This is a genomic window from Pseudoalteromonas sp. SG41-2 (assembly GCF_014164535.1).
Lineage (GTDB): Bacteria > Pseudomonadota > Gammaproteobacteria > Enterobacterales > Alteromonadaceae > Pseudoalteromonas > Pseudoalteromonas rhizosphaerae.
Genome location: NZ_JACJFK010000012.1, coordinates 88312 through 114173 on the forward strand (window position 1 = coordinate 88312; position 25862 = coordinate 114173).

Annotated in this window: 20 protein-coding genes; 6 read left to right on the forward strand and 14 right to left on the reverse strand. The window is 42.2% G+C overall.

All coding sequences use genetic code 11. The features are described 5' to 3' along the window. From H5186_RS11405 to H5186_RS11415, 3 genes are all read right to left on the reverse strand, one after another. Positions 1–1086, reverse strand: a complete 1086-nt coding sequence (locus tag H5186_RS11405) for a Xaa-Pro peptidase family protein (protein ID WP_182767320.1) — start codon at positions 1084–1086, stop codon at positions 1–3. Beyond that, positions 1083–2132 (reverse strand): proline racemase family protein, encoded by a 1050-nt coding sequence (locus H5186_RS11410; RefSeq protein WP_145234449.1) that lies wholly within the window; start codon positions 2130–2132, stop codon positions 1083–1085. The genes H5186_RS11405 and H5186_RS11410 overlap by 4 nt, the downstream gene beginning before the upstream one ends. 205 nt (positions 2133–2337) lie before the next feature. Continuing rightward, positions 2338–5331 (reverse strand): TonB-dependent receptor domain-containing protein, encoded by a 2994-nt coding sequence (locus H5186_RS11415; protein WP_145234451.1) that lies wholly within the window; start codon positions 5329–5331, stop codon positions 2338–2340. 330 nt (positions 5332–5661) lie between these two features. Here H5186_RS11415 and H5186_RS11420 point away from each other — a divergent pair, with 330 nt between their 5' ends. Then, the gene (locus H5186_RS11420) at positions 5662–6630 is read left to right on the forward strand and encodes a dihydrodipicolinate synthase family protein (protein ID WP_145234584.1); all 969 of its coding nucleotides are present in this window, start codon (positions 5662–5664) and stop codon (positions 6628–6630) included. 465 nt (positions 6631–7095) lie between these two features. Here H5186_RS11420 and H5186_RS11425 read toward each other — a convergent pair whose 3' ends face one another. From H5186_RS11425 to H5186_RS11450, 6 genes are all read right to left on the reverse strand, one after another. After that, positions 7096–7317 (reverse strand): hypothetical protein, encoded by a 222-nt coding sequence (locus H5186_RS11425; protein ID WP_182717613.1) that lies wholly within the window; start codon positions 7315–7317, stop codon positions 7096–7098. A gap of 277 nt (positions 7318–7594) precedes the next feature. Then, positions 7595–8386 (reverse strand): Cthe_2314 family HEPN domain-containing protein, encoded by a 792-nt coding sequence (locus H5186_RS11430; RefSeq protein ID WP_182760779.1) that lies wholly within the window; start codon positions 8384–8386, stop codon positions 7595–7597. 124 nt (positions 8387–8510) lie between these two features. After that, positions 8511–9179, reverse strand: coding sequence for a GntR family transcriptional regulator (locus H5186_RS11435; protein WP_145234461.1), 669 nt, complete (start codon positions 9177–9179; stop codon positions 8511–8513). Positions 9180–9314: 135 nt separating this feature from the next. After that, the gene (locus H5186_RS11440) at positions 9315–10811 is read right to left on the reverse strand and encodes an aldehyde dehydrogenase (NADP(+)) (RefSeq protein ID WP_182717615.1); all 1497 of its coding nucleotides are present in this window, start codon (positions 10809–10811) and stop codon (positions 9315–9317) included. Between the two features lie 13 nt (positions 10812–10824). After that, positions 10825–11826 (reverse strand): 4-hydroxyproline epimerase, encoded by a 1002-nt coding sequence (locus H5186_RS11445; protein ID WP_182739491.1) that lies wholly within the window; start codon positions 11824–11826, stop codon positions 10825–10827. Further along, entirely contained in the window at positions 11826–12008 is a 183-nt protein-coding gene (locus tag H5186_RS11450) for a hypothetical protein (protein WP_145234469.1), read from the reverse strand. Before H5186_RS11450 ends, H5186_RS11445 begins: the two co-directional genes overlap by 1 nt. A 269-nt stretch (positions 12009–12277) precedes the next feature. Between H5186_RS11450 and H5186_RS11455 the strand changes: the two genes are divergently transcribed. From H5186_RS11455 to H5186_RS11470, 4 genes are all read left to right on the forward strand, one after another. Continuing rightward, complete coding sequence (locus tag H5186_RS11455) at positions 12278–13567, forward strand: FAD-binding oxidoreductase (RefSeq protein WP_145234472.1); 1290 nt, start codon at positions 12278–12280, stop codon at positions 13565–13567. Between the two features lie 25 nt (positions 13568–13592). Next, entirely contained in the window at positions 13593–14813 is a 1221-nt protein-coding gene (locus H5186_RS11460) for a Xaa-Pro peptidase family protein (RefSeq protein ID WP_182717617.1), read from the forward strand. A 144-nt stretch (positions 14814–14957) separates the two neighbouring features. Then, the gene (locus H5186_RS11465; RefSeq protein WP_138554903.1) at positions 14958–15605 is read left to right on the forward strand and encodes a DsbA family oxidoreductase; all 648 of its coding nucleotides are present in this window, start codon (positions 14958–14960) and stop codon (positions 15603–15605) included. Positions 15606–15796: 191 nt separating this feature from the next. Then, positions 15797–17209 carry a YfcC family protein gene (locus H5186_RS11470; protein ID WP_145234478.1) on the forward strand — a complete coding sequence of 471 codons (1413 nt, stop codon included), beginning with the start codon at positions 15797–15799 and terminating at the stop codon, positions 17207–17209. Between the two features lie 89 nt (positions 17210–17298). Here H5186_RS11470 and ppiC read toward each other — a convergent pair whose 3' ends face one another. The 5 genes from ppiC to H5186_RS11495 all read right to left on the reverse strand — a co-directional run bounded on the left by ppiC (position 17299) and on the right by H5186_RS11495 (position 23172). Continuing rightward, positions 17299–17577 carry a peptidylprolyl isomerase PpiC gene (gene ppiC, locus H5186_RS11475; RefSeq protein ID WP_145234480.1) on the reverse strand — a complete coding sequence of 93 codons (279 nt, stop codon included), beginning with the start codon at positions 17575–17577 and terminating at the stop codon, positions 17299–17301. Positions 17578–17639: 62 nt separating this feature from the next. Next, positions 17640–18551, reverse strand: coding sequence for a hypothetical protein (locus tag H5186_RS11480; RefSeq protein WP_182717618.1), 912 nt, complete (start codon positions 18549–18551; stop codon positions 17640–17642). 20 nt (positions 18552–18571) lie between these two features. Next, entirely contained in the window at positions 18572–18997 is a 426-nt protein-coding gene (locus H5186_RS11485; protein ID WP_145234484.1) for a thiol-disulfide oxidoreductase DCC family protein, read from the reverse strand. A 43-nt stretch (positions 18998–19040) separates the two neighbouring features. After that, the gene (gene ygjK / locus H5186_RS11490; protein ID WP_182739489.1) at positions 19041–21413 is read right to left on the reverse strand and encodes an alpha-glucosidase; all 2373 of its coding nucleotides are present in this window, start codon (positions 21411–21413) and stop codon (positions 19041–19043) included. Further along, complete coding sequence (locus H5186_RS11495; protein ID WP_182783545.1) at positions 21403–23172, reverse strand: MFS transporter; 1770 nt, start codon at positions 23170–23172, stop codon at positions 21403–21405. Before H5186_RS11495 ends, ygjK begins: the two co-directional genes overlap by 11 nt. Before the next feature lie 68 nt (positions 23173–23240). Between H5186_RS11495 and H5186_RS11500 the strand changes: the two genes are divergently transcribed. Further along, the gene (locus H5186_RS11500) at positions 23241–25742 is read left to right on the forward strand and encodes a hypothetical protein (RefSeq protein WP_182739487.1); all 2502 of its coding nucleotides are present in this window, start codon (positions 23241–23243) and stop codon (positions 25740–25742) included. Positions 25743–25862: the final 120 nt, after the last annotated feature.

The following is a 25862-nucleotide window of genomic DNA, read 5'->3' on the forward strand; positions in this document are numbered from 1 at the left end:
TTATAACTCCAGTTCGAATGGTTTAGGTGCGTGAGTTAAAATTTCATAACCCGTGTTGGTGATCAAGATGTCCTCCTCTAAACGCACCCCGCCATATTCAGAGATATAAATACCTGGCTCTATGGTGATCACATTGCCCACTTCTAATACGTGCTTAACGTTGCTATTGATAAACGGCTGCTCGTGTAAAAATAGCCCTAAACCGTGGCCAAGCCCTTGTCCTGCCCATTTTCCAAAACCAGAGCCATCCAATACTTGTTGTGATGCATTTTGTAAATCAATGCAATCAACCCCTGGCTTAATTAAATTAATAGCAGCTTGTTGTGCAGTCGCAACTGCATTGTAAATTTGAACTTGTTTGCTTGACGCTTTACCTAATACATAACTACGTGTCATGTCTGAGCGATAGCCATTAACAACAGCGCCAAAGTCTAGGGTAATAAAGTCGCCTTCTTTAAGTGTTCTATCACTGGGGCTACCATGGGGCAGCGAGGTACGCTCTGCGAACATTAAAATCGTTGCAAACGACATTCCTTCAGAGCCTAATTTTTGCATTCTAAACTCTAGCTCTAAGGCTAAATCACGTTCGCTTACACCTACTTTAAAATATGGAATAGTGTGTGCAAGTGCTTCATCCGCAATCGCAGCCGCAGCTTTTATTTGTGCTACTTCCCAGTCATTTTTGATCATGCGCTGACGTTCAATTACTCCTTGAATTGGCATTAATGTGTGACCACTCAAATCACTAGCAATTTGCTGCCACAATGCCACATTAATAAATGCCGCATCAAAACCTAAATGGCTGTTAGCAGGTAAAAAACGGTTAATACAACAGCCTAAACTTTCGCTATCACGGTCGCGGCTGATCACTTCAAACCCTTGGCACTCAGATTGTGCGCGCTCAAAGTAACGATAATCAGTAATAAGTATGCAGCTAGCTTGCGTCACAATTGCATACGCGGCATTACCACTAAACCCGCTCAAGTAGCGAATATTCTCATGCCCTAACACTAATAACGCCGTTAAGTTTTGCTCTACCATACGTTGTTTTAGTAATTGTTGGCGTACTAAAAAATGATTATTCATCGAAAAATAAATCCTTGTTTTAGGGGATCTGTTGGATCAATTAAAAAGGTATGTTTACCCGTCACAAAGGCTGTACCCGTAACACGAGGAATAATCGCAGACCGTGCTTTAACCTCACATGTTTGCTTAACCATTACATTAAATGCTGAGCCTAAAATGCTCTCAATATTTACACTTTGTCCTACCGCTAATTCGCCTTTGGCAAAAGCTAATGCAGCACGAGCGCTTACGCCCGTGCCTGTAGGGCTTCGATCAAGTTCACCTTCGGCAAATACACACACATGACGGCTAAAGTGGTTAATTTGTGATAACTGGCTATTGGAGTAAAAAATAACCCCATATAAAAAACCCAGTGCCTGATCGGTTGGGTGCGTTGGCTGATATTGATTAGTCACTTGCTGTTTAATGGCTTTCCCAAGGCTAATTATATGTCCATGATTGTCAGGTGCTAAGCTTAAATTAAGAGTATCTGCATCAACAAATGCGTAGTATGCACCGCCAAACGCTATATCACAGCTAACCGAACCACACATCGGCAAGCTTATTTTAACGTCTAATTTATCAACAAAACTGGCGACATTATCAAAATATACTTGCTGTAACTGATTATTGTTAAGTTCAACATACGCTTTTATAAGCCCAGCTGGAGTGTCTATTCTTAGTTCATTATAGCCATCTTTAAAGTCAACAAGTGCGCAATCTTTTGCAGCGGTAGCCAGTGCAATAATCGCATGCCCGCACATGGTGCTATAACCTTCATTATGTAAAAAAAGTACGCCAAAATGGCTATCTGAGCGCACAGCACAAGTGATCACTGCGCCATACATATCGGCATGACCACGAGGTTCAAACATCAATGCTTTTCGTAAATAATCAAAACGCGCTAAACAATCGGCACGCTTTTCAAGCATCGTATCACCTGTAAGTTGCTCAAAGCCATCAACTATAATACGCAATGGTTCACCACCAGTGTGCATCTCTAAAGTATGTATTTGTAACCAATCATTATTAGGCTGCTGCCAATGGGAAAATAAAGTCTGGGTCATAATTAACTCCTTCACTTTTGTATACAATATATCTCAATATTTTTTAGTGCAATAACTTTAATAAAAAATGCTGAGCAGTTACCTACTCAGCATCAAGGCTGTGTTACTCTTAATGAGAATGTGCTTAAACATTTTGTCAGTTTTAGTTTTCGCTTGTTAGATACTATTTACTAAAACGACAATTTACAGCCACTTACCAGGGAACTTAAAATTCTATACGTGCGGTTAACGATACATATCGAGCACCTTGGCGGCCAGTTACTAAACCATAATCTGGGTTGAGCTCTAAGCCATTATCGCCATATTGAGCTCGCTCCTCGTTTATCGATACCGCGCTATCTCCATCGAATAAGTTATATACCGTGCCTTTTAAGGTCATGTCAGAGCCAAAAAAGTCAGTATAATAAGTCAGTGACATATCCACATTAGTTAACCACGGTAAGTTACCTTTGCTTCCGCGTGGTGCCGGGTTACCATTTTCATCATAGTGCGATGCTTGGTCATAGTATTTACTCACACATGCATCCCACGGGCTTCCTTGCTCGCAGCTATCAACACCTTCAGGGTGAACTGAGAAGTAGCTCTTTGGACGACCCGATGTAGTTCGCGCAACTAAACCTACAGTCAGTGAATCGGTAATATTATACGCGCCACTAAATTTGATTGCGTGGCGGTGGTCATTTGGTAAATTACCATAGCCATGATCCATCAAATCGCCATAGTCGTAAGAGGTCGTCCAACCAGGATCTGCTTGGTCGTTATCCGTTTTAACTAAACCTTCCGTATTACCGTAGCTATGTGACCATGTATATGAAGTATTGATACGCAAGTCATCGGTTACATTGCCATCTAAGGTAAACTCAAGGGCCAAATATTTGCGTTGTGCTTCGGCAAGTGCAAGCTCATCAGCACTTAAATTAACGTTATCTATTTCTCCATCACCATCAAAGTCATACGACATTTGAATCGCTTCACCAGGATTATTAAGCACATAATATGAACCCTGCCCTACGTTATCGGTGATCCCCATTTCGGCAAGTTTCTTGGCAAGTATAGGGCCTACATCCGTGTCTTCAACACTGCGCCCAAGGTCGCGGTAAATAGCACGTACGCCGGCAGACATAGAATCAAAAACTTCTTGTTGATACCCTATTGTGAACTCATCGCTGTACATTGGTTTTAAAGAAGACGAGGCAATTAACCCAGGTTCAGTAATACCACGCTGGCGCCAGCGTCTATCTCGTAACATATCACCTCTGCTAGGTGAGCCGTCAGCTAATAAAGTAGGCGAGCCATTGCCTTCTAATTGATCTAATTCAAAATACTCAAACCATTCAATTGATGCAGAGCCTTGAGTGATATTCATGTTCGCAGATACTGGCTGAAAATAGCGCCCGTAAGTGGCAAATATTTTAGCGCTACCGTCACCCGATACATCATAAATAGCCTGTAAGCGTGGCGCTATTTGATTATCAATATCAACAAATGCTCGGCCATCTGTCACCGTATTTTCAAACTGGCTATAACGCAAACCCATATTAAGGACTAAATTATCAGTTGCTTGCCATGAGTCATTAATATAAAACGCCAGTGAAGTTGTATCTGAATCGACCTCACGGCTACGAACCCGCCTTTCGATAAAGTCACTCCCCAGCGCAGCACTTGATATATCATTTTCACCAGCAGTTTTTATAGTCCACCAGCCTTGTGCATCCCCAATACCATTTTGGCCTTCAAAATAATCAACCTTCACATTGGTGTAATCAATACCAAATTGAATTGAATGCATATCCAAGTCCCAGTTAAAATCAATTCTGGCTTGGTCACGAATATACTCTTCTTCCGTTATACCGGAATTTGTATGCTGGCTTAGAGTTACAAAACCGTCACGTTCATCCCACACGCCGGGATTAGGTGATGCTACAACGTTCTCAACATTTTCAGTAACACGACCAACAACGGCTGACACTGAAAAAGTATCTGTGAGGTAGCCATTGTAGTTAATACTGTATACATTGCCGCCATCTTCGCCTGGTGCATCGACACCTTGTTGATCACCTACCACATTATCTTGCCAACTATACGCAAACGTTTTATCAGTCCAAGTACGTTTATTGTTCATTGCAGAGAAACCAATAGAGTGATCTTCATTAATAAACCAATCCACTTTGGTGAACCAACGGTCTTCATCACGCTCAAAATCAGAAAAAGTGGTTTGCCCTGCGCTATTAGACTCTTCTCTGCGTGGTGCAAATAAACCATAAAAGAACAGGGTATCTTCAATAATTGCACCACTTGCCCATAGCTGTACTTCTTTAAAGTCGTAACTGCTTTGCTGTGTATTAGTGTTTATTGTCCCACTATCTTGAAATATTGAATCATGTTGACTACGAAGGCCATCAGGATCCCAGCGCACCTCTGCACCGAATTTAAAGTCGTTATCGCCCGATTTAGACACAGCGTTTACAATGCCGCCTAATGCACCACCAAATTCAGGGCTTACACCACCGGTTTTAACTTGAGTTTGGGATATAGCTTCCCAAGGAAGGCGAATGGAACCTAAACCAGTACGAATACTCGTTACATTTAAGCCATTAAAATAGTAGCCATTTTCAGCAGCCGATGAACCACCAAAACTTGATGCGCCTTTAAAATTAGAGCCACCAGGTGCAGCGGTACCTGGCGCAAGTAAAGCAATGCTCTCAAAGCCTGTATTAACCGGCATTGCTTTAAGCTCAGCATCACTAAACGTTAAACCGGAGGTAGAGGAAGCCATATCTACACGACGAATTGCCGAACCTGTTACCGCGATACGCTCTATATCAGTACCAGCTTTATAAAGTTGTACATCGAGAATGATTGATTGACCAATGGTCACTGCTACATCTTCTTCAATTAGTGTTTGATAGCCATCTTTTACAATCGTTACATCGTACATACCCACCGGTACATTACGTAATAAGTAATCGCCTTCAGCATTACTCGTAATAGTGTAAACAAGCCCTTTACTCTTGTGTTTAAGTGTAATTGTTGCGCCAATCAAATCATTACCAGAGTGTGCAACAATATGACCTTTTACAATACTACTACCATCTACGGCCTGCGCAGCTGGTGTCATTATTAATGCAGCTGTAACAGCTGTTGCCAGTAGGGTTTTAACACCCACTCCCCGAGTTTGCTTTTTATTATTCGTAAACATGAAATGTTCCTTTGATCCTGTTGATTTTTTGTTGCCAGGCTAACCTTGACGTAAAAAATATACACTCATTACATATTGTATACAATATGTAATATACATTTAATTTACGTAAAATTAAAAAACAAGATGGTTCATGTCAAACTTATTCAAAAACAATATTTATAATCAATTGCTTGCAAACTCACACTGAACACCTAAAAAGTAACAGAAGTGAGCAAAGTAATTAATACAGGGTTTAGTTTATTTTTATTCCGGCCTTGCCGAAAGCAATTTAGCTGATACAATCTAAATGTATAATGTATACAATATGTATTTATAAGAGGAAATATGATGCAAACGAACAGTAAAGATTGGCGATATACAGTTATGCCGGCCGTATTTACATGGCTAAAAGAGTCAGAGTCCGGAGCCCTGGAAATAGACCTTGATACAACAAAAAAATACGCTGCAGATATTTTAAAAGTGCAAGGAAAGGGGGGTACTCGTATGGGTGGACTTGTTGGCTCTGGTACGCTGGGTGAAAACAGCTACCTAAGTGCTGAGCAACGCCTTTCTTTACTAAAAGCCCTTTCAAGTGTTGCTAAAGAACACAACGTTCCTTTAATCAGTGGCGCAGCGGCAGAAACCAAAGAAGAACTAGCCAAAATAGTAAAAGAACTCGCAACGGTCGGCGTAGATACCGTTATGGTAATGCCACCAAAAACCAAAGAAACACCTTGTGATGAACAGATGTATGCTTACTACGCGCTTAGCGCCTCAGCGGCAAAAGAGGCCGGCATAACAATAATGCCCTATAACAACCCTGACGCAGCGGGCTACCATGCGCTTTCAACTGATCTGCTTACAAGGCTTGCAGCTCTACCAGAGGTAACTGCGCTTAAAATATCAACTATCGATGTGTCAGTTATTGAAACAATGATGTTAGAGAACAAAAATTTAAAAGTATTGGCCGGTGTTGACACCGTTACTGTACATGCAGGACTCGCAGGCGCATGTGGCGGCATTACAGGTGTGGGCTGCATATTCCCAAAAGCGAGTATTACAATGCAAGAGTATGTAAATAACGGAGAATGGGCCGAGGCAAACAAAATCTCTCAAGCGATGAACTCTATATCCTATCTTGATGCACAGCCGTTACTTTTAGAATACCTTAAGTTTGCTTTTGGCATTCATCATAATGATCTAACAGGTGGGCTTCGCACCTTTGGCAAGAAGTTAACCCAACAGCAAATTGATGACGTGCACACACGGTATGCCCTAGCAAAAGAACGACTTGAGGTCCTCGATTTACTAGACTGATGTTTTAAAATATTCAAATAGCAAAAACTCCGCTGTTACGGAGTTTTTATCTTTACAGATTGGCTATTTTTGAGATTGTTACATCTTATTTTATTCAAAACAGGCCTAGGCTACTTGCCATGATTAGGTTAACCGATGAATGTCTCGGCTCTGGCATCCTGCTTCGTTCTACCTTCTAAATCTATTTAGTCGTAGTGCCCCAGAAAGTCCAAAAGGATATGGGAAAAACCTGGCTGCGATAAGATCGCAATAAGAGATTACTGCGTAACGCACCCTAGATGTGTTTGCCGTAAGCTACTTGCTTAACAGCCACATCGACATACGAAGTAAACGAATTTGCTTATTGAATTAGAGTTGATTTTTGATTGACCTTCAATTTATAAAACGGTCAAAAAGAACACTATTGCCTATTGACAGAGTTAAGGCTCATATGTATTAGGCAATTGATTCTGCAACATAAATACATCAAACGCAATTACTAACTTCACCCGCAGCAAATGTAAGAGTTTTACCTTTAGTTTTAATAAAGTAAGGTGTGATTTTATGACGTTGATCTGGATATTGAGGATGAGGCACTTCAAATGATGGTTCGTCCATGTCGTTCCAAGGATACTTCCAAATATTAATACCATTGATTTTTTTAGTTTGGGATTCAAAACCAATATCGTGATACTGCCAACCATCCATGTAAATCACCTAACGAGGCTGTAGTATAACTCCAACAGCCAAATTCAATTAAAAGACGAGCTCCTGTAATTAACTCTAAGCGTTTTTAAAGCATTAGGTAATGCATTTGGAACCCATAAAACTGGCTGTCTTTCTTAAAAAAAGAGTAATTCTACAGCCTCAACCTCCAATTAAGGTGTGGGCCACGCTACCACGACGCTCAAATTGAACACCGTAAACACTGAACTAGCCCTAAACTGAAACTGCCAAGCGTGGGGAATCACTCTTAAATTGCTTGTTAGCTATCTTTTTCACAATGCAGTGGGAAATGCTGCGACACTCCCATTGCAGAACCGCATGATAACCTAAGGTGTGTATCACGATAGTGGTCATAGCAATTATCAACTAAATTGATTGTAGCTCTTAATGCCACCTGCACTTCTTGAACTACTAGATCACAAATTTTGTCACGGGAGTTTTCATAAATACCGACCAAATCATAATCAGTGTTGTCGATAACTTTGCCTTCCATCCACGACATATTTTTGAACATTTTATCATCGCCAGTATAGAGTTCACTGAATCCCTTGTGTGCTCGGTCATTACGATCAGTCCGCAATTCTTCACCGGTTTTATCAAGAGTTTTTAAGTCCTCTAGAATTTCAGGGTACTCTGTTTTGAGAGCTTTTTTGAGTTGCTTAATATTTAACTGAAAATCAGAAAGTCCTAGCTCCAAAACTTCATTCACAAAATGAAAGGCTATATCTCTCAAGCTGGAAAAACGGAATAAAGTCAAATCAACGATAGATTTAAGCCAGTCGTATCTATTTATGTCTTGAACGCTGGATTTAACTGGAACAGTTTCAACCCCAAGCATTTTAGGGATAACCCGCAAATCAATGAATTGTTGTTCAAGCATGTTAAATCGGACATAGGTTAATTGTGCATAAGCCATATGTGGGTCAGCTTCAGAAAACTCTTCCCAGTTTTTGTAAGGCAAGTCATGCAAGAAATAACAATTTATCGAGTCGTATAAAACACCCTTGAAGCTAGAGTCTTCCAGATCCCACCAATGATATTCATTATTCATAGATACTCGCAATTTCTGACAGATAGCTAACAGCCTTTTACCAAGAATACCGATAAACACTCTTGAGTGATTACCCTGAACTGCGTAAACACACATTAAAATTTATAATAACAACTTATTAAGGTTACCTTTTTTCGTCTTCGATTTTTAATAATAGCTTTTTAATGTCGTTTTTGGCGCCCAAGATATGCTTTTTCAAAAAGTCACAGGCTTTTTTAGTGTCTTTTGCGCGACAGTGATTTAACAATGTGCGGTGCTCTTCGGGTGCGGTGGTTAAACCACCAGCCAGTAAAATATGCATGCGCACGTAGCGCTCTGAATTTTTACTATACATATCTACCAGCTCACGGGTTTGTGGCCGTTGCGCGCGCGAATATAATTTACCATGAAATCGACTATTTAAATCGCCTGTGGCAAGGTGGGTGTCGCCCGCATCCATAGCGCTTTCAAGCTCAGTTAAAATAAGCTCAGCGTCGATTAAATCTTGATCTGTTAAACCGTCTATTGAATGGCTTAATAGCTCTGCTTCAAGTAAGGCTCTTAAATCAAAAATCTCATCAATTTGTGATGCTGAAAGCTCTGTTGCCGTAGCTCCTTTGTGCGCTTCAAAGTTAACAAGCCCTTCGGCTTCAAGCTGAAGAAGTGCCTCACGTACAGGAATACGACTTACGTTCATCTCTGTTGCCAGTGCAGCTTGACGTAAGGGCTCGCCTGCTTTAATTTCACCAGAGAGAATTTTTGCGCGAATTGCTTCTGCAACAAGCTGGGTGCGGGTTTTGTGCTCGATAGCCATGGTGATCCTCTTACATTGCATTTAGCATACATTATACTCAAGTTCACTCATATGCCAAGTGAGAATCTGTCTGTACCCTATATAAACAAGGGGGAAAGCGGGAATATACAATTTGCATATCCCGCCCAATAAATCCTATGCTTGATAACAAATTGGTCGCATAAAACGTAACATTGCATTTGCGCCCACAGAGGTACTGCGTACATCGGTTGAACTTGGGAACGGCCCACCGTGGTTCATTGAAGCGCACACTTCAACACCTGTTGGCAGCTGATTTTTTATCAAACGACCTACTTTATATTGCAGCGCTTCGATAAGGCTATCGGCGTTGTTTAAATCAGCTTCAGTGCCATGAATACTGGCGGTTAACTGCCCTTGTAATTGGTTTATCAATGTCATGAGCTGCTGTTCACTGTCGTAGCGCACCACTAACGCAGCAGGGCCAAACACTTCTTCTTGCAAAGCTGAGATTGCTAAATAGTCATCAGCATTACAAGCAAATACATGTGCATTAGCATGAAATTCATGCTCCAGCTTGCCTTTACCCAGCACGCTAAGCTTATCAAGCTGAGTTCGCTCTGCTATTTGGTGTTTAAAGGTTTTAACAATCCCAGGGGTGAGTAAAGTGTCTGATGGGGCATCATTAATACACGCTGTTATATGTGCTTCGAGTTCGTCACACCCGGTTGGTACTAACCAAAGCCCTGGGCTAGTGCAAAACTGCCCGTTCCCCATCAGCATTGACTGGCAAAGTGATTGTGCCATCTCTTTGCTATGTTCAATGGCTTTATTGAGTAAAATAACTTGTGGGTTAATACTGCCAAGCTCACCATAAAATGGTATCGGCTCTTCACGCTTGGCAATTGTTGCTTGCAGCTTGCTGGCCACATTAAAAGAGCCTGTAAACCCCACCGCTTTTATTGCCGGCGCAGCCACTAATTGATGCGATATGTCGTAGGCTTTACTTTGTACCATTGCAAACACGCCTAACGGCATTGCACATTCTTTAATGGCTGCAAGCGCCACACGTGCCATCAACTCACCCGTTCCTGGGTGCGCGGTGTGGTTTTTTACAATTACTGGGCAGCCTGCTGCAAGGGCTGCGGCGGTATCGCCGCCCAGTGTTGAAAAGGCGTAAGGGAAATTAGATGCACCAAATACAGCCACCGGCCCCAGCGGTAAATAGTTAAGTTCAGTGTGCGGCTTTGGTAACGGTGCTCTGGTGGCATCTGCTTCATCCACTATTTTTAAACCCAGTGGCGATTCAGGGTTGTCACGTAATGCATTAGCAAAGGCTTTAAGCTGATTTACGGTGCGCATACGCTCACCTTGCAAACGTGCCAGCGGTAAGTTGGTTTCTTGCTGTGTTTGCTCAAGTAACTCATCACCAAGCGCTAAAATATGATCAGCAATACATTCTAAAAAATCTGCTCGTTGTGCAAAACTGGTTTTACGATATTCATAAAACGCCGATTGTGCGGCTTCTATTGCACTGTCTAACTCAGTGGCGCTGAGGTTAAAAAAGCGCGTTGCGAGTGGTTCATTGCGGGCGGGGGAAAATGCGTTAAATTCACCATTTCCAGAGTGACCGAGCCATTGCCCTGCTACTAAACTTTGTCCTGTTAATGTCATGCTTTGCTCCTCATTAAATTACTTGAAACCCAAATGCGTATGGGTCATCGTCATCTACGGTGATAGCACTTGTGCCCGTCACCCTAGACCAACCTTGAATACTTGGTAAGATAGCTGTTATGCCTGCGATCTCTGTTACGTGTTCAATGCAACCAATAAACTGGCTGCCAATATAACTTTCGTGAATAAAATTTTGCCCTTGAGCCAACTGCCCTTTGGCAAATAGCTGTGCCATACGGGCGCTGGTGCCTGTTCCACATGGCGAGCGATCAATGGCTTTATCACCATAAAAAACTGCATTTGCGGCGTCTGAATTGGCATTTTTTGGGGTGCCTGTCCATAAAACATGGCTTGCGCCTTGAACGGTTGAGTCAAGCGGATGAACACATTTAATTTTGGCGTTTATTGCATCACGCACTAGCGGGCTATATTGCAAAATTTGCCCAGCCGTTAAATGTTCAATGCCTTTATAATTACCTTGCGGTTCAACAATAATGTAGAAGTTGCCGCCATAGGCGATATCTACTATCAGCTCGCCCAATTCAGGCACTTCAATAACTATCGACTTATGTGCTAAATACGCAGGTACATTATAAATTTTTACCCACTGTACTTTGCCATCACTCATTTCATAGTTGATCTGGACACGCCCAGCAGGTGTGTCTAGCAGCAGAGTTCCCGGCACTTTTGCCTGTAACAAACCATGCTCTAAAGCAAACGTAACGATACCCATTGTGCCGTGGCCGCACATAGGCAAACACCCAGATGTTTCAACAAATAAAATAGCGGCATCGCCGTCTTCCGTGGTCGGTGGATATAAAAATCCGCCCGACATCATGTCGTGACCGCGAGGTTCAAACATCAGTGCTTGGCGGATCCAATCGTGATTTTGCAAAAAATCTTGGCGCTTCTCACTCATGCTCTGCCCGCTCAATTGCGGGTGACCACTGGTTATAAGCCTAACTGGGTTGCCGCAAGTATGGCCGTCAATACAAAAAAAACTTCCTTTACGCATCACTTAGCCCACTTTAATTTTGTTAGGTTAGTAGGGCTTGCTATAGCCAGTGCAATCATGCCGTGAACAGCTTTGTTGATCAGTTCATCGCTCATGTTTGCTGTTGTTGCAAAGTTAATGGAGTCGTCTGCACTAAACTGAGCCATTACTGCTGCACAGACTCCTTGCCAAGTTACTGTCATTTTAATTACCTGATTGATGTTTAGGCTTGATATCATAGGTATATTGTATACAATAATCAATATCCCACCTTAAAGTTTGTTAAAAGGTTTATCTTCTGAGGCTCTTTTGGGATTGGGAATAACTACTTAAGAAACTGAAAAACAATGCTTATTTACTGATTTAATACAGCGGGATTTTTTTCATAAATCACTGTTTAAAGTGAGATGCAATGTATACGCGCCTACAAATCAAGTGTTTGGTATTACTTTTATAGAAGAGGTAAATTATTTTGGCGGATAAAAATAAACAGCAAGTCGCCGTTATAGGAGCTGGTATTATTGGCATTTGTAGCGCATTACAACTACAACGAGCAGGTTTTGCAGTCACCTTGTATGATGAAAATGGTTTAGCGCAAGGCTGCTCTAAAGGCAATGCTGGACACTTTGCGACTGAGCAAGTGTTTCCGCTTGCGCACCCTTCACTATTAAAGAAGCTACCCGGTATGTTATTCAATCCATTAGGGCCGCTACGGATTGATTGGCGTTATGGCTTTAAAGCCCTACCTTGGTTTTGGCAATTTGTTAAAAACATGCCAAGCAAGACTTATCGCACTAACACACAAGCACTTAAGGCGTTAAACCAACTAGCGATCCCCGCTTATGAGCGCTTACTCAGTGAGTATAATTTAGGCCACTTACTAACTAAAAAGGGCAGCTTACTGACTTTTGAGACCACCCCTCTTAGTAAAATTAACGCTATGCTGCGCAGCTACCTTGATCAGGGTATTGAGGTGGAGTTACTTGATGGCGAACACGTGCGTCTACTAGAGCCCAATTTAGCTAAAACCATTACCTACGCTTTATTATTTAAAGAGGTGGCTCACAGTGTTGATCCGCATTTATTTTGCCTCAACTTAGCAGAACAATTTAGCGCGTTGGGCGGCCAATTTTGCCAACAAAAAATCACCTCGATACAGCCTGCAAAGCAAGGTTATACACTCAGTTGCCAAAATCAAATTGTCACAGCGAATAAAGTAGTCATCGCCGCAGGCGCATGGAGTAACACACTATTGAAACCTTTAGGCTACAAAGTGCCGCTTGATACTGAACGTGGTTACCATTGCATGCTAGCCAGTAATTACGGGCTTTCACGCCCTGTGGCCTCTGCCGAGCGTCACTTTATTATGACTCCCATGAGCCAAGGCCTACGCATTGCTGGCACGGTAGAATTTGCCGGCACCAAACGAAAAATGAATAACAAACGCGCATTAGCATTATTACCCAACGCTAAAGCATTACTGAATAGATCAGCCTTTTCATTACATGCTAACAGTACCTGGATGGGCTGTAGGCCATCGCTACCGGATTCATTACCCGTTATTGGTAGCGCCCCGAACCACGATAACCTGTACTTTGCTTTTGGCCACCAGCACTTAGGATTAACCCAAGGCGCCGTAACCGCAGAGCTAATAACCGCACTGTGTTTAAACCACCCGCCGCAAATAGATATACACCCTTATTGTGTGAGTCGCTTTTCAACGCAACCCGCTTGCAGTAAAGCACAGCCACACGCACAATAGCCGCATATAAATAAAGGAGAGCACCATGACAACATTCGGAATTGGTACGCAAACTAAAGAGCAAGCACTCGCCGGTCTAAGCGATATGACGGGCGATTTAATGCCTATTCAGGCTGATGAGCATTTAGCGCGTATTGCCAAAGCACAAGCCTACATGCAAGCCAATTGTATTGATGCAATTTACTTAAATGCAGGCACTAACTTAACCTACTTTACCGGTATGCGTTGGTATGCCAGTGAGCGTATGGTAGGCGCAATATTACCGGCTAAAGGCGACGTACAATACATTGCCCCGTATTTTGAAATTGGCTCACTAAACGGTTTTAAAGTCATCGATGGCCCTATTCGTGGTTGGCAAGAGCACCAAAACCCTTATGCTTTATTTGTTGAAATACTCGCAGAAATGGGCATTGCGGCTAATGGCACTGTTGGCATTGACGAAAGCGCACAGTTCTTTATTTTTGATGGTATAAACAAAGCACAAACTGGCTTAAACCTAGTCAATGCACAACCTGTGACCGCTCATTGTCGAATGCATAAATCAGCCAACGAGCTGGCACTGATGCAACGCGCTATGGATATGACGTTAGCGGTTCACCAAGCAACTGCAAGTATGTTACACGAAGGAATCAGCACGAGCGAAGTTGAAGCGTTTATCAAGCAAGCACACCAAAAAGTAGGTGCTCCAGGTAACTATTTTTGCATCGTATTATTTGGCGTTGCAACCTCGTTCCCACATGGCGTGAAAGACCCGCAAATTCTTAAAAAAGGCGATATGGTACTGATTGATACTGGCTGTAAAGTACATGATTATTTATCAGATATTACCCGCACCTATGTGTTTGGTGAGGCCACAGAGCGCCAACGCCAGTTTTGGGATTACGAAAAAGCCGCGCAAATCGCCGCCTTCAACGCTGCAAAAATTGGTGCGCCTTGTGAAGCAGTCGATGCCGCCGCGCGTAGTTACTTAGCCGCGCAAGAGCTAGGTCCTGAATATCAAACGCCAGGTTGCCCCCACCGCACAGGCCACGGTATTGGCTTAGATATTCACGAATGGCCTTATTTAGTCGGCGGCAACAAAACCCCACTTGCAACAGGTATGTGCTTTAGTAATGAGCCTATGCTAGTTATACCTGATGAATTTGGCGTTCGCTTAGAAGATCATTTCTATATGACTGATAAAGGGCCAAAATGGTTTACTGAGCCTGCCCATAGCATCGAAGACCCTTTTGGTTTAGCTGACTAAGCTAGTCCATCATAACGACTGCACGGTAAACGCTTACCGTGCAGTTTAAGCACTTATTTCTGTAAATTGAAAATCCCCCCTCTTGAATTAACCCCTTCGCGCCTGCATATAGACCCGTACACACTGTAAAAAATAGGCTCACTCATGAAAAAGCTAAAAATCGACATCGTTTCAGACGTAATGTGTCCTTGGTGCATTATTGGTTATAAAAACCTTGAAACAGCATTAGCGCAATTAAGTGACGAATTTTCAGCTGAGATCAGCTGGAAGCCATTTGAGTTAAACCCAGATATGCCAATTGAAGGGCAAGATTTAAATGAGCATTTACAACAAAAATATGGCCTGAGCGAGGAGCAAGGCGACGAAAACCGCAAACGTATTTTAGAGATGGGTGAAAAAGCAGGCTTTACCTTTAATTTTGACGGTAAACGCATCATGATCAATAGCTTTGACTTACATCGCTTACTCACTTGGGCTGCCACTGAAGGCAAACAAACCGAGCTAAAACTCGCTTTATTTAAAGCCCACTTTACCGATTTAATTTTCCTTAATGAGCAAGACAACCTACTTGATGTAGTACAAAGTGTTGGTCTTGATAGAGCCCGCGCAAAAGAAATTTTAGACTCAGGCGAGTATTTCCAAGAAGTACGCAGCGAGCAAAATGCGCTACAGCAAATGGGCATTTCCTCAGTGCCAACCTTTATCATTAACGATCAATACGCCCTCACTGGCGGCCAGCCAAGCGACGCATTTGTGCAAGCATTTAAACAAATCGCCGAGCAAGAAGCGTAATAAAATGACAAGCGACGCAATTTACCTGTTGCGTCGCTTTTTAACTAACTTTCTTCTTTAACTTAGTGCCCCCCGTTACATTCCTTTACAGACTGACGTTGCTATTTTTATTGTGATTTTATAACTCGTGTTATCCTTAACAAAAAACAGCGAGGCATATCTGCTGCGCCAATTATAAAAATGGAGAACGTATGAGTAATTCTTTCAAAGTACCGCATACTTTGATTTTACTGCTAGGTATGATGGTCACTGCGTTAGTTGCTACCTGGTTAGTACCACAAGGTTTTTTTGACACAACACTCACCGAGTCTGGTCGGGAAATGGTCCTTGCGGGCACCTATCATACGGTCGCTGAACGTCACTATCTTACCCCTTGGGATTTATTAACGGCGATTCCGCGCGCCTTTGCTGCGGCGCAAGATGTGATCTTTTTTGTCTTGATTGTTGGCGGTGTACTGGCCATTGCCCGTGCTACCGGCACGGTTGATGCGTTGATTGGCCGTTTACTTGAGCGCCATGGTAAAAAGCCGCAACGACTTATATTTATGGTGGTTTTTTGTTTTGCCTTAGCATCAAGCAGTATTGGTACAGCGGGTGAATATATTCCATTTGTATTAATATTAGTCGCTCTTTGTAAAGCTATGCGCCTTGATGCAATGACAGCAGTAGGGATGATTGTAGCCGGTTACGGGATTGGTTATGGCGTGTCTGCGTTTAACCCATTCACAGTGTTAATTGCCCAACAGATTGCTGAAATTCCTGTTTATTCTGGTTTATGGTTGCGCTTAGCGATATTTGTGCCCTTTGTACTAATTGGTTTTCATCATGTGTGGCAGTACACTAAAAAGGTGGCCGCCGATCCAAGTAAATCCATGATGCTTGATGTGCCTTGCCCTCTCAATGATCAAGCAACACCGCATTACCCTGAACTTGCACTGCGTCATAAATTAATTTTAGGTAGCTTTATTGTCACGCTAGGTGTTGCTGTATGGGGTATTGCAACCAAAGGCTGGTACTTATACGAATTAGGCGGCGTGTTTATCGCGTGGGGTGTGTTGATCGCTATTCTGGGCCGTTTATCTGCCGATGATGCTGCAAACCGCTTTATTGAAGGTGTTTCAGATCTCGTCACCACCGCTATTTTAATTGGTGTTGCCCGTGGTATTGCTTTAATCCTTGAAGATGGGCAAATATTGCATAGCTTAGTGCATGGCATGTCACTGCCATTATCTTATGTGAGTGCTGAAATATCAGCCATTGGCATGTTAGTAATTCAAACAGTGCTTAATACCTTTATTCCGTCAGGTTCTGGGCAAGCGTATGTCACTATGCCACTTATGGCACCACTGGGCGATTTAGTCGGCGTGCCACGCCAAGTTGCAGTGCTTGCGTATCAATTTGGTGATGGCTTTTCAAATATGATTATCCCTACCAATGCGGTATTAATGGGAATTTTAGGCATGGCGGGTGTCCCTTATGGGCATTGGTTCCGTTTTTGTTTACCACTATTACTTAAATTGATGTTAGCAGCATCGATTGTGCTCGTACTTGCAGTGATGTTTGGTTATGGTTTGGATGTACAACCAAGTGCCGTTGGCAGCTAAAGTTACTGGATACTTAAACGAAAAAACCACCTTTGTAGGTGGTTTTTTCGTTAAATCGAAGTCACTCGTTTTTCTAGCTAACTTTACTCTTACGTTCTATAAAGCACTTTTATCACATGCCAACCAAATTTAGTTTTTACTAAATGTGGTTCTAATATTTCTGCGCCAAAAGCCACTTTATCAAATTGCGGAACCATTTGGCCACGTTTAAATTCGCCTAAATCACCCCCTTTTTTACCCGATGGGCAAGAGGAATGTTTTTTAGCGAGCACATGGAACTTAGCGCCTTTTTTTAACTGCTGAATTATGTCTTCGGCAAGTTCTTTATGCTTAACTAAAATGTGTAATGCGTGTGCGGTGCTAGCCATGATCTATCTCTACAAAATTAAACTGAGGGGATTTTATCATAATAGATAAAAACTAGTCATTATCACTGGCCATAATAGCCAATTAAACGAATCGCGAATCCTACTTCGTCGCGATAATTGAGTTCTTCTCGGTATTCTATAAACGGCTCTAATTCATAAAACAGCCAACTGTATTTTACTTGCTGCCGGTAACGGTACGATACTGTATAGATAGTAAAGTCATCAAAACTATTCTGTACATTGGCACCAAACACTGCGGCTCGCTGCGCATCGGGTATATAACTTAAATAAACACCTGAGCGCATTTCGCTATCTATTTCGTCATCAATTTCACGGTAATTAGCAGAGACATTCAGCGAATAAAACTCATTGATCTTAGTATCACTGGAGAGCTTAATAAAGTAACCAAAGCCATCAGAGAAGTAATACTCTAAGCCGGCAGATGCAAAGTACTGCGTTTGATTAAATGTTTTATTCCAACGAAGTGCACTGCGTCCATAAAGTTGGCTACGTGATATGCCAACACGATTATCAACCTCTAAGTTAGCGGTACGCTCAACTAAAAATTGCAGCGCAGCATTTATGTCTTCAGTACCATTGTTTTGATTAGCTGGGGAGTCGGTTTCAAAAGGCAACCGGCTAAATTCGTCAGCGTCATTATCTATTATTAGATTTAAGCGGTTTTCCCAGCTAGGTAAGCTTAATGATACTTTAAAGCGTACTTCTGTTTCAGCTAGATCAGCACTGCGGGGAAGCCAGCCTAACCGCAAAAAACCTCTCGCATGGGCTTTGTTTGGGTTAACCTCTTCACCGAGTAAATCGTCTAACCACTGGGCGGTATTTTGCATCCGCAGATTAATTCTGTCGCGAACATCTACCACGATTGCAGAGTCATCATGGGTGTCATTTTGAGCATATAGTCCAGCACTAAACACTAAAAACAGTATATTAAGTTTAACCAAATAACCTGCCAACAGTCCGCCTTGTAAAGAAATTATAAGTAGTGGTGATCATACTCATGACTTGGGATCACGCAATAATTATATTTTCCAAATAAGCGATACCGGTTAAGTGCAATGGCATCATACCCCCAGTTGCGTATCCGTTTCGGTATTATTCGTAATATGTTAGCTAAGGGCCATGGCCAACCCAACTGTGAAACAACATTAATCACACCATCACTTTTGGTAACACACTGATTATTTTCAACATAGATCATGGTTTTAAAATTAGCTGTTGGGTAACCAAAGTGCGTGAGGATTGCTTGGCCTTTTAAAGACTGCACACTGCATAATTTAAAACACAGCTTTTTATCGTGCTTAATAATAAAATTACACCATGCATTACAAAGCTTACACTGCCCGTCAAAGAGTATTATTTTATTGTTTTGCATAAGCTGTTGAGCATTTATTTCACACATACTTAGCCTTTAATTGAACGTTTATATCAATATTTATTTAGCCCTACTCACACCAACGTCCTTGTTTTTGCATTATCAACAATAAATGCGCGGCACTCCACGAGAAATTAGGCGCGCCTTGTTGTTCGCCCGTCAAAGGATTGTAATTTTCGCGAATAGGAGCACTGGCCAATAAGCCATCAGCATGAGTAAGTAGTTGCTCACTGAGTTGCTGCGCCTTTTCACAATAACCGTAATGACTCATACCCACCAAACCAAAATACAGCTGATCAAGCCATACTCGACCTCGCCAATAGATATCTGCACCAAAAGCAGGGTTGCTCAAAGCCGCGCTGCCAAGTGGTACGTAGGTATTGAACTCTTTTTCATCAAGCATTACATCAACCACTTGCTGCGCTTGTTCAACCGTGGCTACTTGATTAAATAGCGGCGACCAGCCTTCAGGGCCTTTACCGCGCTTAACTAACGGCTTGCCTGCACAGCCACTTGCTAACGGTTGTGGTGCTATTTCAATGTCATAATAATAGCCAGTTGTTCTATCGAACATACATCGATTTATATACGCTCTTAGTTTGGTTGCTTGTTTTAAAAAATAACTCGCTTGGCGAGGATAATTCAGCTCTTTAGCAATTTTACTTAAATAGCGATTATCCGCTGCCATGTATGATGCCTGATCGACTGATTCTTGCAGTAATGAGTAGCCAATCAAACGCCCCGCTTTATCAAAATTTTCGGCAAAACCTACGTGCCAATCAGTGGCTTTACCGCCATTTTTTATATACTTCGCGAGTTGTTCACTGCTAATGAAACCAAACACCGCTGCATCATCTCGGCCCGACTCCCACGATGCCGCTGTTTGCGCAGGGATCTTTATCTGTTTTTGTGGATGGGCGATAAGCTGATCCTTATAATTTTCAAGACCACTTTGCGCAGCCCAACCCGTTGCTGTTTGCACCTCAAAGCGTAATTTACCGTCATCCGTTGTATGGGCCTTATCAACTGTTGCGCCATACTCTGGCACACCATTGCCATTGTGATCTCGATTAGTTAGCCACCAGTTTCTATAGCTGACCAACTTTGGGAATATTTCCGCAAGCCACTGCTTATCATTTGTGTACTCATAAACTTGCCACACAGCCCAAGCGGCTAAACTGGGTTTAGTATTACGTTCGTTCCAGTTAGTCCCATCACCACCCCGTTCAGGGCTTAAATTATAAGCCACTAAATCAGGAATAAACCCTACATCCCACGGTCTTACAGCATCATTTGCTGTTATTTGGTGCTCAAATACCGCATTGAGATTTTGCTTTGCGAGTACTGGGTGAAAAGTCGCCAGGGCAAAAGCGTGCTTATAACTATCCCACGGCCAAGTCTGATTACCGGAAAACCAGCGTCCCGTCACGGCAGGACTTACGGTATCAAAGCCAACAGCACCGGCTTTAGAACGCCAATTACCAATCAAGGTTTCAATACTTTTGACGGCTAACTTTTTATGCCTTTCATCGGCACTGGCTAACGGGCGCAGCGCACTATTAATATACCCTTGCCAACGCGTGGCACTGCGGGCTAAATACAGCTCGGGCTGGTTTAAAACATCTTTTATAATAGCCTGCTCGTTTGCCGCTTCTTGGCTATTTAATAAGTACGAATAAGTTGTGTAAAACGTGGTATCGCTATCAATTGTTGTGTCACTTGCATAGCTTAATGCTTCATGAGTGGTGTTGACTGATAGCGTTTTATGCAATTGTAACTGCGAGCTGCCAGAAGTTAGTAACTGGCCATGTGCACGCACTTTGCCAAACTTTAGCGTGATAGTATTATCACTCACTTGCCATTGAGGTAACAGTTGCGGGTATACTTCAAAAGGTGAACGCGCATCTTTTGCGATACCGTCTTGAGCTGTTAACTTACTCACTAACCGCCCTTCCCAGCGCAAAATGAGTGGTTTTTTGGTTGTGATCTGTGTTTTAACTAACGAAGTACGATTACTTACAAAACGTAACTCCATGCGAATACTTACGCCATCACCCGTTAATTCTTGCACTAAAGCACCCGGCAAGCTGTAACTATTCATGGCGAGTTTAACTTTATGGCTTTGGTCTTTATAGACGCTGAGCTTTTCTAAATAAGGGGCGATAAAATTAAGGTATTCTTCGCTAATAATTGCAGGCCCGGTAAAGCTTCCGATATTGTCATCGCTTGGCAGTAAATGACCATGCCATGCACCTAAGTCAAATAATGGACTAAAGCGTTGATGCTCGCCTCTAGCAAAGTCTTGCATATAATATGGACTTCCCGTGCGATCAATTAAATTTTTATAATGACTATTTTCACCGCTCACTGGGTCATTTGCTGTGGCTTGTAAGCTCAACATCAGCATGGCAGCTATTAAAATAAGTCGCTGTTTAAGTTTCACTGTGGGTATCCTTATTATTTCGCGCTAGAAGGTAAAAACCAAAGCCAGTGAAAAGCGCGATCATTGCAAATAATAGCCACATGAGTGCCGGACGTTGCAGCTCTTTCACTAAGTAACCATAGCTCCAACCTGATAAAAAACCAGCAAATAAAAAACCCAGTGCCATAGATACAAAATAATAACCCATAAACATTGCAGCGCTATCTTTAGGGGCAATACTGGCAACATATTCTTGGCTTTTTGGCGAGGTGAGCATTTCACCCAAGGCAATCAATAAAATAACCGTGATCATGACCGCTCCGCCCAGTTGCGTCATTAATAAACCCGCGCTCATTAGCAATAACACTAAAAAAGCACCCGCAGTAACAATCAAACCACTGATCAAAACCGATATCACCTTAAATCTTTGGCATTTTACACTAACGATTATTTGTAATAATACTATGGCCGCAAAGTCTAAATTAATCAGGTACTCGGGATTAACTTGTCGGTAAACCAGCCATTGCTGGGCAAGTTGTTTACTTTGTTGCAGGGTAAAGTCGCTAGTCGCTATTTGCTCAATAAAAAGCGCTATTTCGCTCACTGGCACGTTTACTTTTAAATGCACTAATTCAAGGCGTATTGCTTCAAGCTCAGTGCTCGCTAAAGGTGATGAAGATGCATAATTGACTGATAGAAGCTGAATTTTTTCACTCAATGCTCCACTATCAACAAACGCAAAAAAATCCACTGTTGATTGACCAAAGCAACTGAGTAAAACAACTAAGTCTTGAGTGTTTGTATAATCGCGTATAAACAACGGTAAAGTGTAAAATAGCTGATTATACACAGTCCAAAACCCTGTCAATATGGCTAAGTACAAGGCAAAATTACGGTTACTTACCCGCACCGGCTGTAAGTGCCAGTTATGGCTTTGCTTAGTACTGACACTTTTATCCCACAACCAGTTTGTCCCTAACCATAGAGCAATTAATACAAAAGCTTGCGTATAACTGAGCCAACTCACGCCTGCGGTCATTAGAATAATCACACAAGTAAATAACAACAGTGCAAAGCGGCTGTTGCCTAATACTTGTTGAGCTTGTTGTAATACCTGCTTAAGGCTGGTATTTGCTTGCGAAGATGGGGTTGTTTCGCGATAAAATAGCAGCGGAATAAAGTTAAGCAAAATCCACACGGCCGACATTACAAATACCGCATCCCAGCTGATCGCACGCATATAACCGGCGACTAATGGGCCAATAAAGCCGCCCAAATTAACCATAGTGTAAAAAATACCAAACCCTAGGCCACGGTTAGTATCATTCGTGCTGCGACTTATAGTACCAACCACCACAGGTTTAAAACACGCCGCACCAAATGCCACCAACATTAAAATCATAAAGAACGAATTAAAGTCAGTTACTTGGCCTAAAAAGTAGTAACCTGGCGCCATAATTATAAAGGAAATTATAAACAGCCTTTTATAACCATACCGATCAGCCAGCGCGCCTGTTAACACCGGTAATAAATATAAAAAGAAAGGAATAATACCTTGCACAGCACCACGCTGTGCATCATTAAAGCCCACCCCACCTTGTTCAACTGGGGTAGTCATATAGACAGATGAAACCGCAAAAAAGCCATACCAAGCTAAGCGCTCAAAAATTTCCATGGTGTTTGCAATATAAAATGCCACACCAAAGCCTTTATTAGCTGGGGTTTGCTTACTCTGCTTTGCTGCTGAGTTGGTTGTTATTGGTATTTGATTATTATTCATAGTTTACTTTCACAATTAAACACAGTATTTTATATTGCATACAATATACACATAAAACAACTATAATTATGAAAAAACTCTCACTCACTTTGTTATTACTGTTACTTGCCGCGTGTCAAAAAGAGCCGCAAGCCGATACTGCGCAGACCGTACAACCACAAACAACAACGTCAAGTGCTATGGAAACTGATCCACAACAGATGCAAGTAGACCTATCAGTACAAGGTTACACCAGTACGTTACACAAAATGGACATTGCATTCTTAGGGAAAACCATCCCCTATACATATAGCGATGGCAAAATTGGTAATAGCCGAGGATATGATTGGTGGGTAAGTAAACACTTTGCACTGAAGAGTGATTTACCAAAAGAAAAAGTAACGCTGTATTTAGCGCTTTTAGAAATGGCTTATCCACACTATGTTGCACTATTCGGTATGGAGCCACCTAATATTGAACGCCAGCGTATCGCTGTAGTGTATGGTAGCAGCCGCGATAGAGTGCGCGAGGCCATGCTTGATGACGGTTTTTTAAGAGGCGTACATAAAACCGCAGGCGGCGAAACTATGTTTTATAACCGCGCAGGATATAACTTCCCAAGCCATCGTGAGCATCACCAACGCTATATTGTCATTCACGAAACCATGCATGCTTTTCACATGGCTTTAAACGGTCATTCAACCTGGGCGCCTAATTGGATCACCGAAGGCTTAGCCGACTCGGTCGCTCACCATGTTTACGATGCCAAGCAAAAACAACTGACTGTGATGGTGTTTGATCGTGCCCCTATGAATTATATTGAGACCGGTTTAAAGCAATATTACAGTGCTGATAAACCCACTCTTGAGCAAATAAACGATGATCCTGCACTTAAACGCGGCCTTAATTTTTTTATCATTCATTACCTTTTAAGCTCTCCAGAACGCGCACAATATTTTGCATATTTTGTGCAGCAACTTAGGCTTGCCAACCCACACAGTGACGCCACGCTCAGCACAGCCAATTCACTCCTTAAACACACTTTTAAAGATTGGCAGGCAATAGAGCAAGGCTTTGCTGACTTTGTGCAAAATATAAAACCCAGTTTTCATATTGTATCAGGCCCGTGGGAGCAAAATGGTAATGCTTATTGGCTACGAAATACAGATTCAAATACCTTATCTCGATTGGATATAAACCCCGCTCTCACTACTGATGTATCGCACCCAGTGATGGACTTTCCCGCACCACAAGTAAATGCGTTAATCGATCTGACAAATAAGCACCAAGTGGCTGCTTTAATTGAATTTGAACCGGCACAATTACAGCGCGGTGAAATAGGCATTGCCATGCAAGGCAAGCGCAGCGAGCAAAACCAACAATACCGCACTACGTTTATTGGTAATGAGCAAGCGAATGACGACCAATTACTAAAACTATTAATAGTAGATGCTGAGCGGTTAATAATAACCGCACGTAATTTCAAGGATTTTCAGCCTGTGCAAATCGCACTTAGTCCTGAGTTAAAAGCCGCTTTAGCTCAACACGCAACACTTGGTTTAAACCTTACATTAGGGAGCAGCCAACTAACGGTGGGCTTAAAAGCGGATAACGGGACGAATATCATTGGGCAAACATTTACCCTTGCTTTATCGACTAAAATAACAGCCGCACTCGATACACAAAAAATCAGCTTATTAAGTAAAAATAACAATCACCAGATCACACCTTACTTATTTGCAACGCCAGCTGGCGATGCTAAATATTTAAATTTAGCAGCACAAAACCAAACACAGCTTACTGATCCGTGGCTATTTACAGGTTATAAATTATTAAATCGAGTGTTTAGAACCTGCCAACAACATCAGCGCAAACTGGTTAATTGCGATGTCGAGCTGAGTAAGTTAATGGCAAAATTACCTCAGCCGAGCAACCATACAGCCATAAATGCTGAACTTGCAGTTATATTTAACCGCTATAAAACCCTATTAGGTAATAGTGGTTTTAGCGCACTCAGTGGTATTAATTCTGGTGTTTACTATCACCACAACAAAGCCTTTTTACGCGTCGAAAACCCTACCGATTTTGAGCTGCAATTGGCCGCCCAAGTTAGCTTTGCAACTGCAGGTAAGGTGCTTAACAAGCACCATCTCCGTCAGCTCTTAAAACCCGGTATCCACAACATTCACTTACCAGCGTCAACACAAGCTCAAACAATTGTTGTCGAACAAGATCTTAATTGGCAAGGATTAAATAAAACCCGTGAAATTAGTGCTGCTAATGTCCCTTTCAACGGAGTTGGGATGACACTCACTCAGACTAAAAATAACGCGGGTGATTGGCTATTTACCGCGACCCTATCAGGCCCTTATTCAGGTGCGACAACGGGGCAAATAACACTGACAGCTACGCCCTTTATACAGCTTGAAAGTGTAATGACACAAAAACACCCTGTGGAGATTGCGCCTTATGCAGTACAAAACTATCAATTTAAATTCACAGCGAGTAGCGAACCGATGTTGATCACCGTCACTGCGTTATTAGATGTCGATGGGGAGGAGATCCGACTTATCAAACGGATAAACTTATAATTTAGTTAGCAGCTAAGAAATAACCTCTTAGCTGCTTTGCTTTAGCCACAACTCAACGACCCGTTGGCACGTCCCTAATATCGCCAAATGCTTTATAAATAAAGACAAAATAGAATTTAG

Bases quoted from the DNA above. Each gene is read 5' to 3' on its own strand.
- H5186_RS11405 (WP_182767320.1), bottom strand. From the start codon at position 1,086: ATGAATAATCATTTTTTAGTACGCCAACAATTACTAAAACAACGTATG.
- H5186_RS11410 (WP_145234449.1), bottom strand. From the start codon at position 2,132: ATGACCCAGACTTTATTTTCCCATTGGCAGCAGCCTAATAATGATTGG.
- H5186_RS11415 (WP_145234451.1), bottom strand. From the start codon at position 5,331: ATGTTTACGAATAATAAAAAGCAAACTCGGGGAGTGGGTGTTAAAACC.
- H5186_RS11420 (WP_145234584.1), top strand. From the start codon at position 5,662: ATGCAAACGAACAGTAAAGATTGGCGATATACAGTTATGCCGGCCGTA.
- H5186_RS11425 (WP_182717613.1), bottom strand. From the start codon at position 7,317: ATGGATGGTTGGCAGTATCACGATATTGGTTTTGAATCCCAAACTAAA.
- H5186_RS11430 (WP_182760779.1), bottom strand. From the start codon at position 8,386: ATGAATAATGAATATCATTGGTGGGATCTGGAAGACTCTAGCTTCAAG.
- H5186_RS11435 (WP_145234461.1), bottom strand. From the start codon at position 9,179: ATGGCTATCGAGCACAAAACCCGCACCCAGCTTGTTGCAGAAGCAATT.
- H5186_RS11440 (WP_182717615.1), bottom strand. From the start codon at position 10,811: ATGACATTAACAGGACAAAGTTTAGTAGCAGGGCAATGGCTCGGTCAC.
- H5186_RS11445 (WP_182739491.1), bottom strand. From the start codon at position 11,826: ATGCGTAAAGGAAGTTTTTTTTGTATTGACGGCCATACTTGCGGCAAC.
- H5186_RS11450 (WP_145234469.1), bottom strand. From the start codon at position 12,008: ATGACAGTAACTTGGCAAGGAGTCTGTGCAGCAGTAATGGCTCAGTTT.
- H5186_RS11460 (WP_182717617.1), top strand. From the start codon at position 13,593: ATGACAACATTCGGAATTGGTACGCAAACTAAAGAGCAAGCACTCGCC.
- H5186_RS11465 (WP_138554903.1), top strand. From the start codon at position 14,958: ATGAAAAAGCTAAAAATCGACATCGTTTCAGACGTAATGTGTCCTTGG.
- H5186_RS11470 (WP_145234478.1), top strand. From the start codon at position 15,797: ATGAGTAATTCTTTCAAAGTACCGCATACTTTGATTTTACTGCTAGGT.
- ppiC (WP_145234480.1), bottom strand. From the start codon at position 17,577: ATGGCTAGCACCGCACACGCATTACACATTTTAGTTAAGCATAAAGAA.
- H5186_RS11485 (WP_145234484.1), bottom strand. From the start codon at position 18,997: ATGTGTGAAATAAATGCTCAACAGCTTATGCAAAACAATAAAATAATA.
- H5186_RS11495 (WP_182783545.1), bottom strand. From the start codon at position 23,172: ATGAATAATAATCAAATACCAATAACAACCAACTCAGCAGCAAAGCAG.
- H5186_RS11500 (WP_182739487.1), top strand. From the start codon at position 23,241: ATGAAAAAACTCTCACTCACTTTGTTATTACTGTTACTTGCCGCGTGT.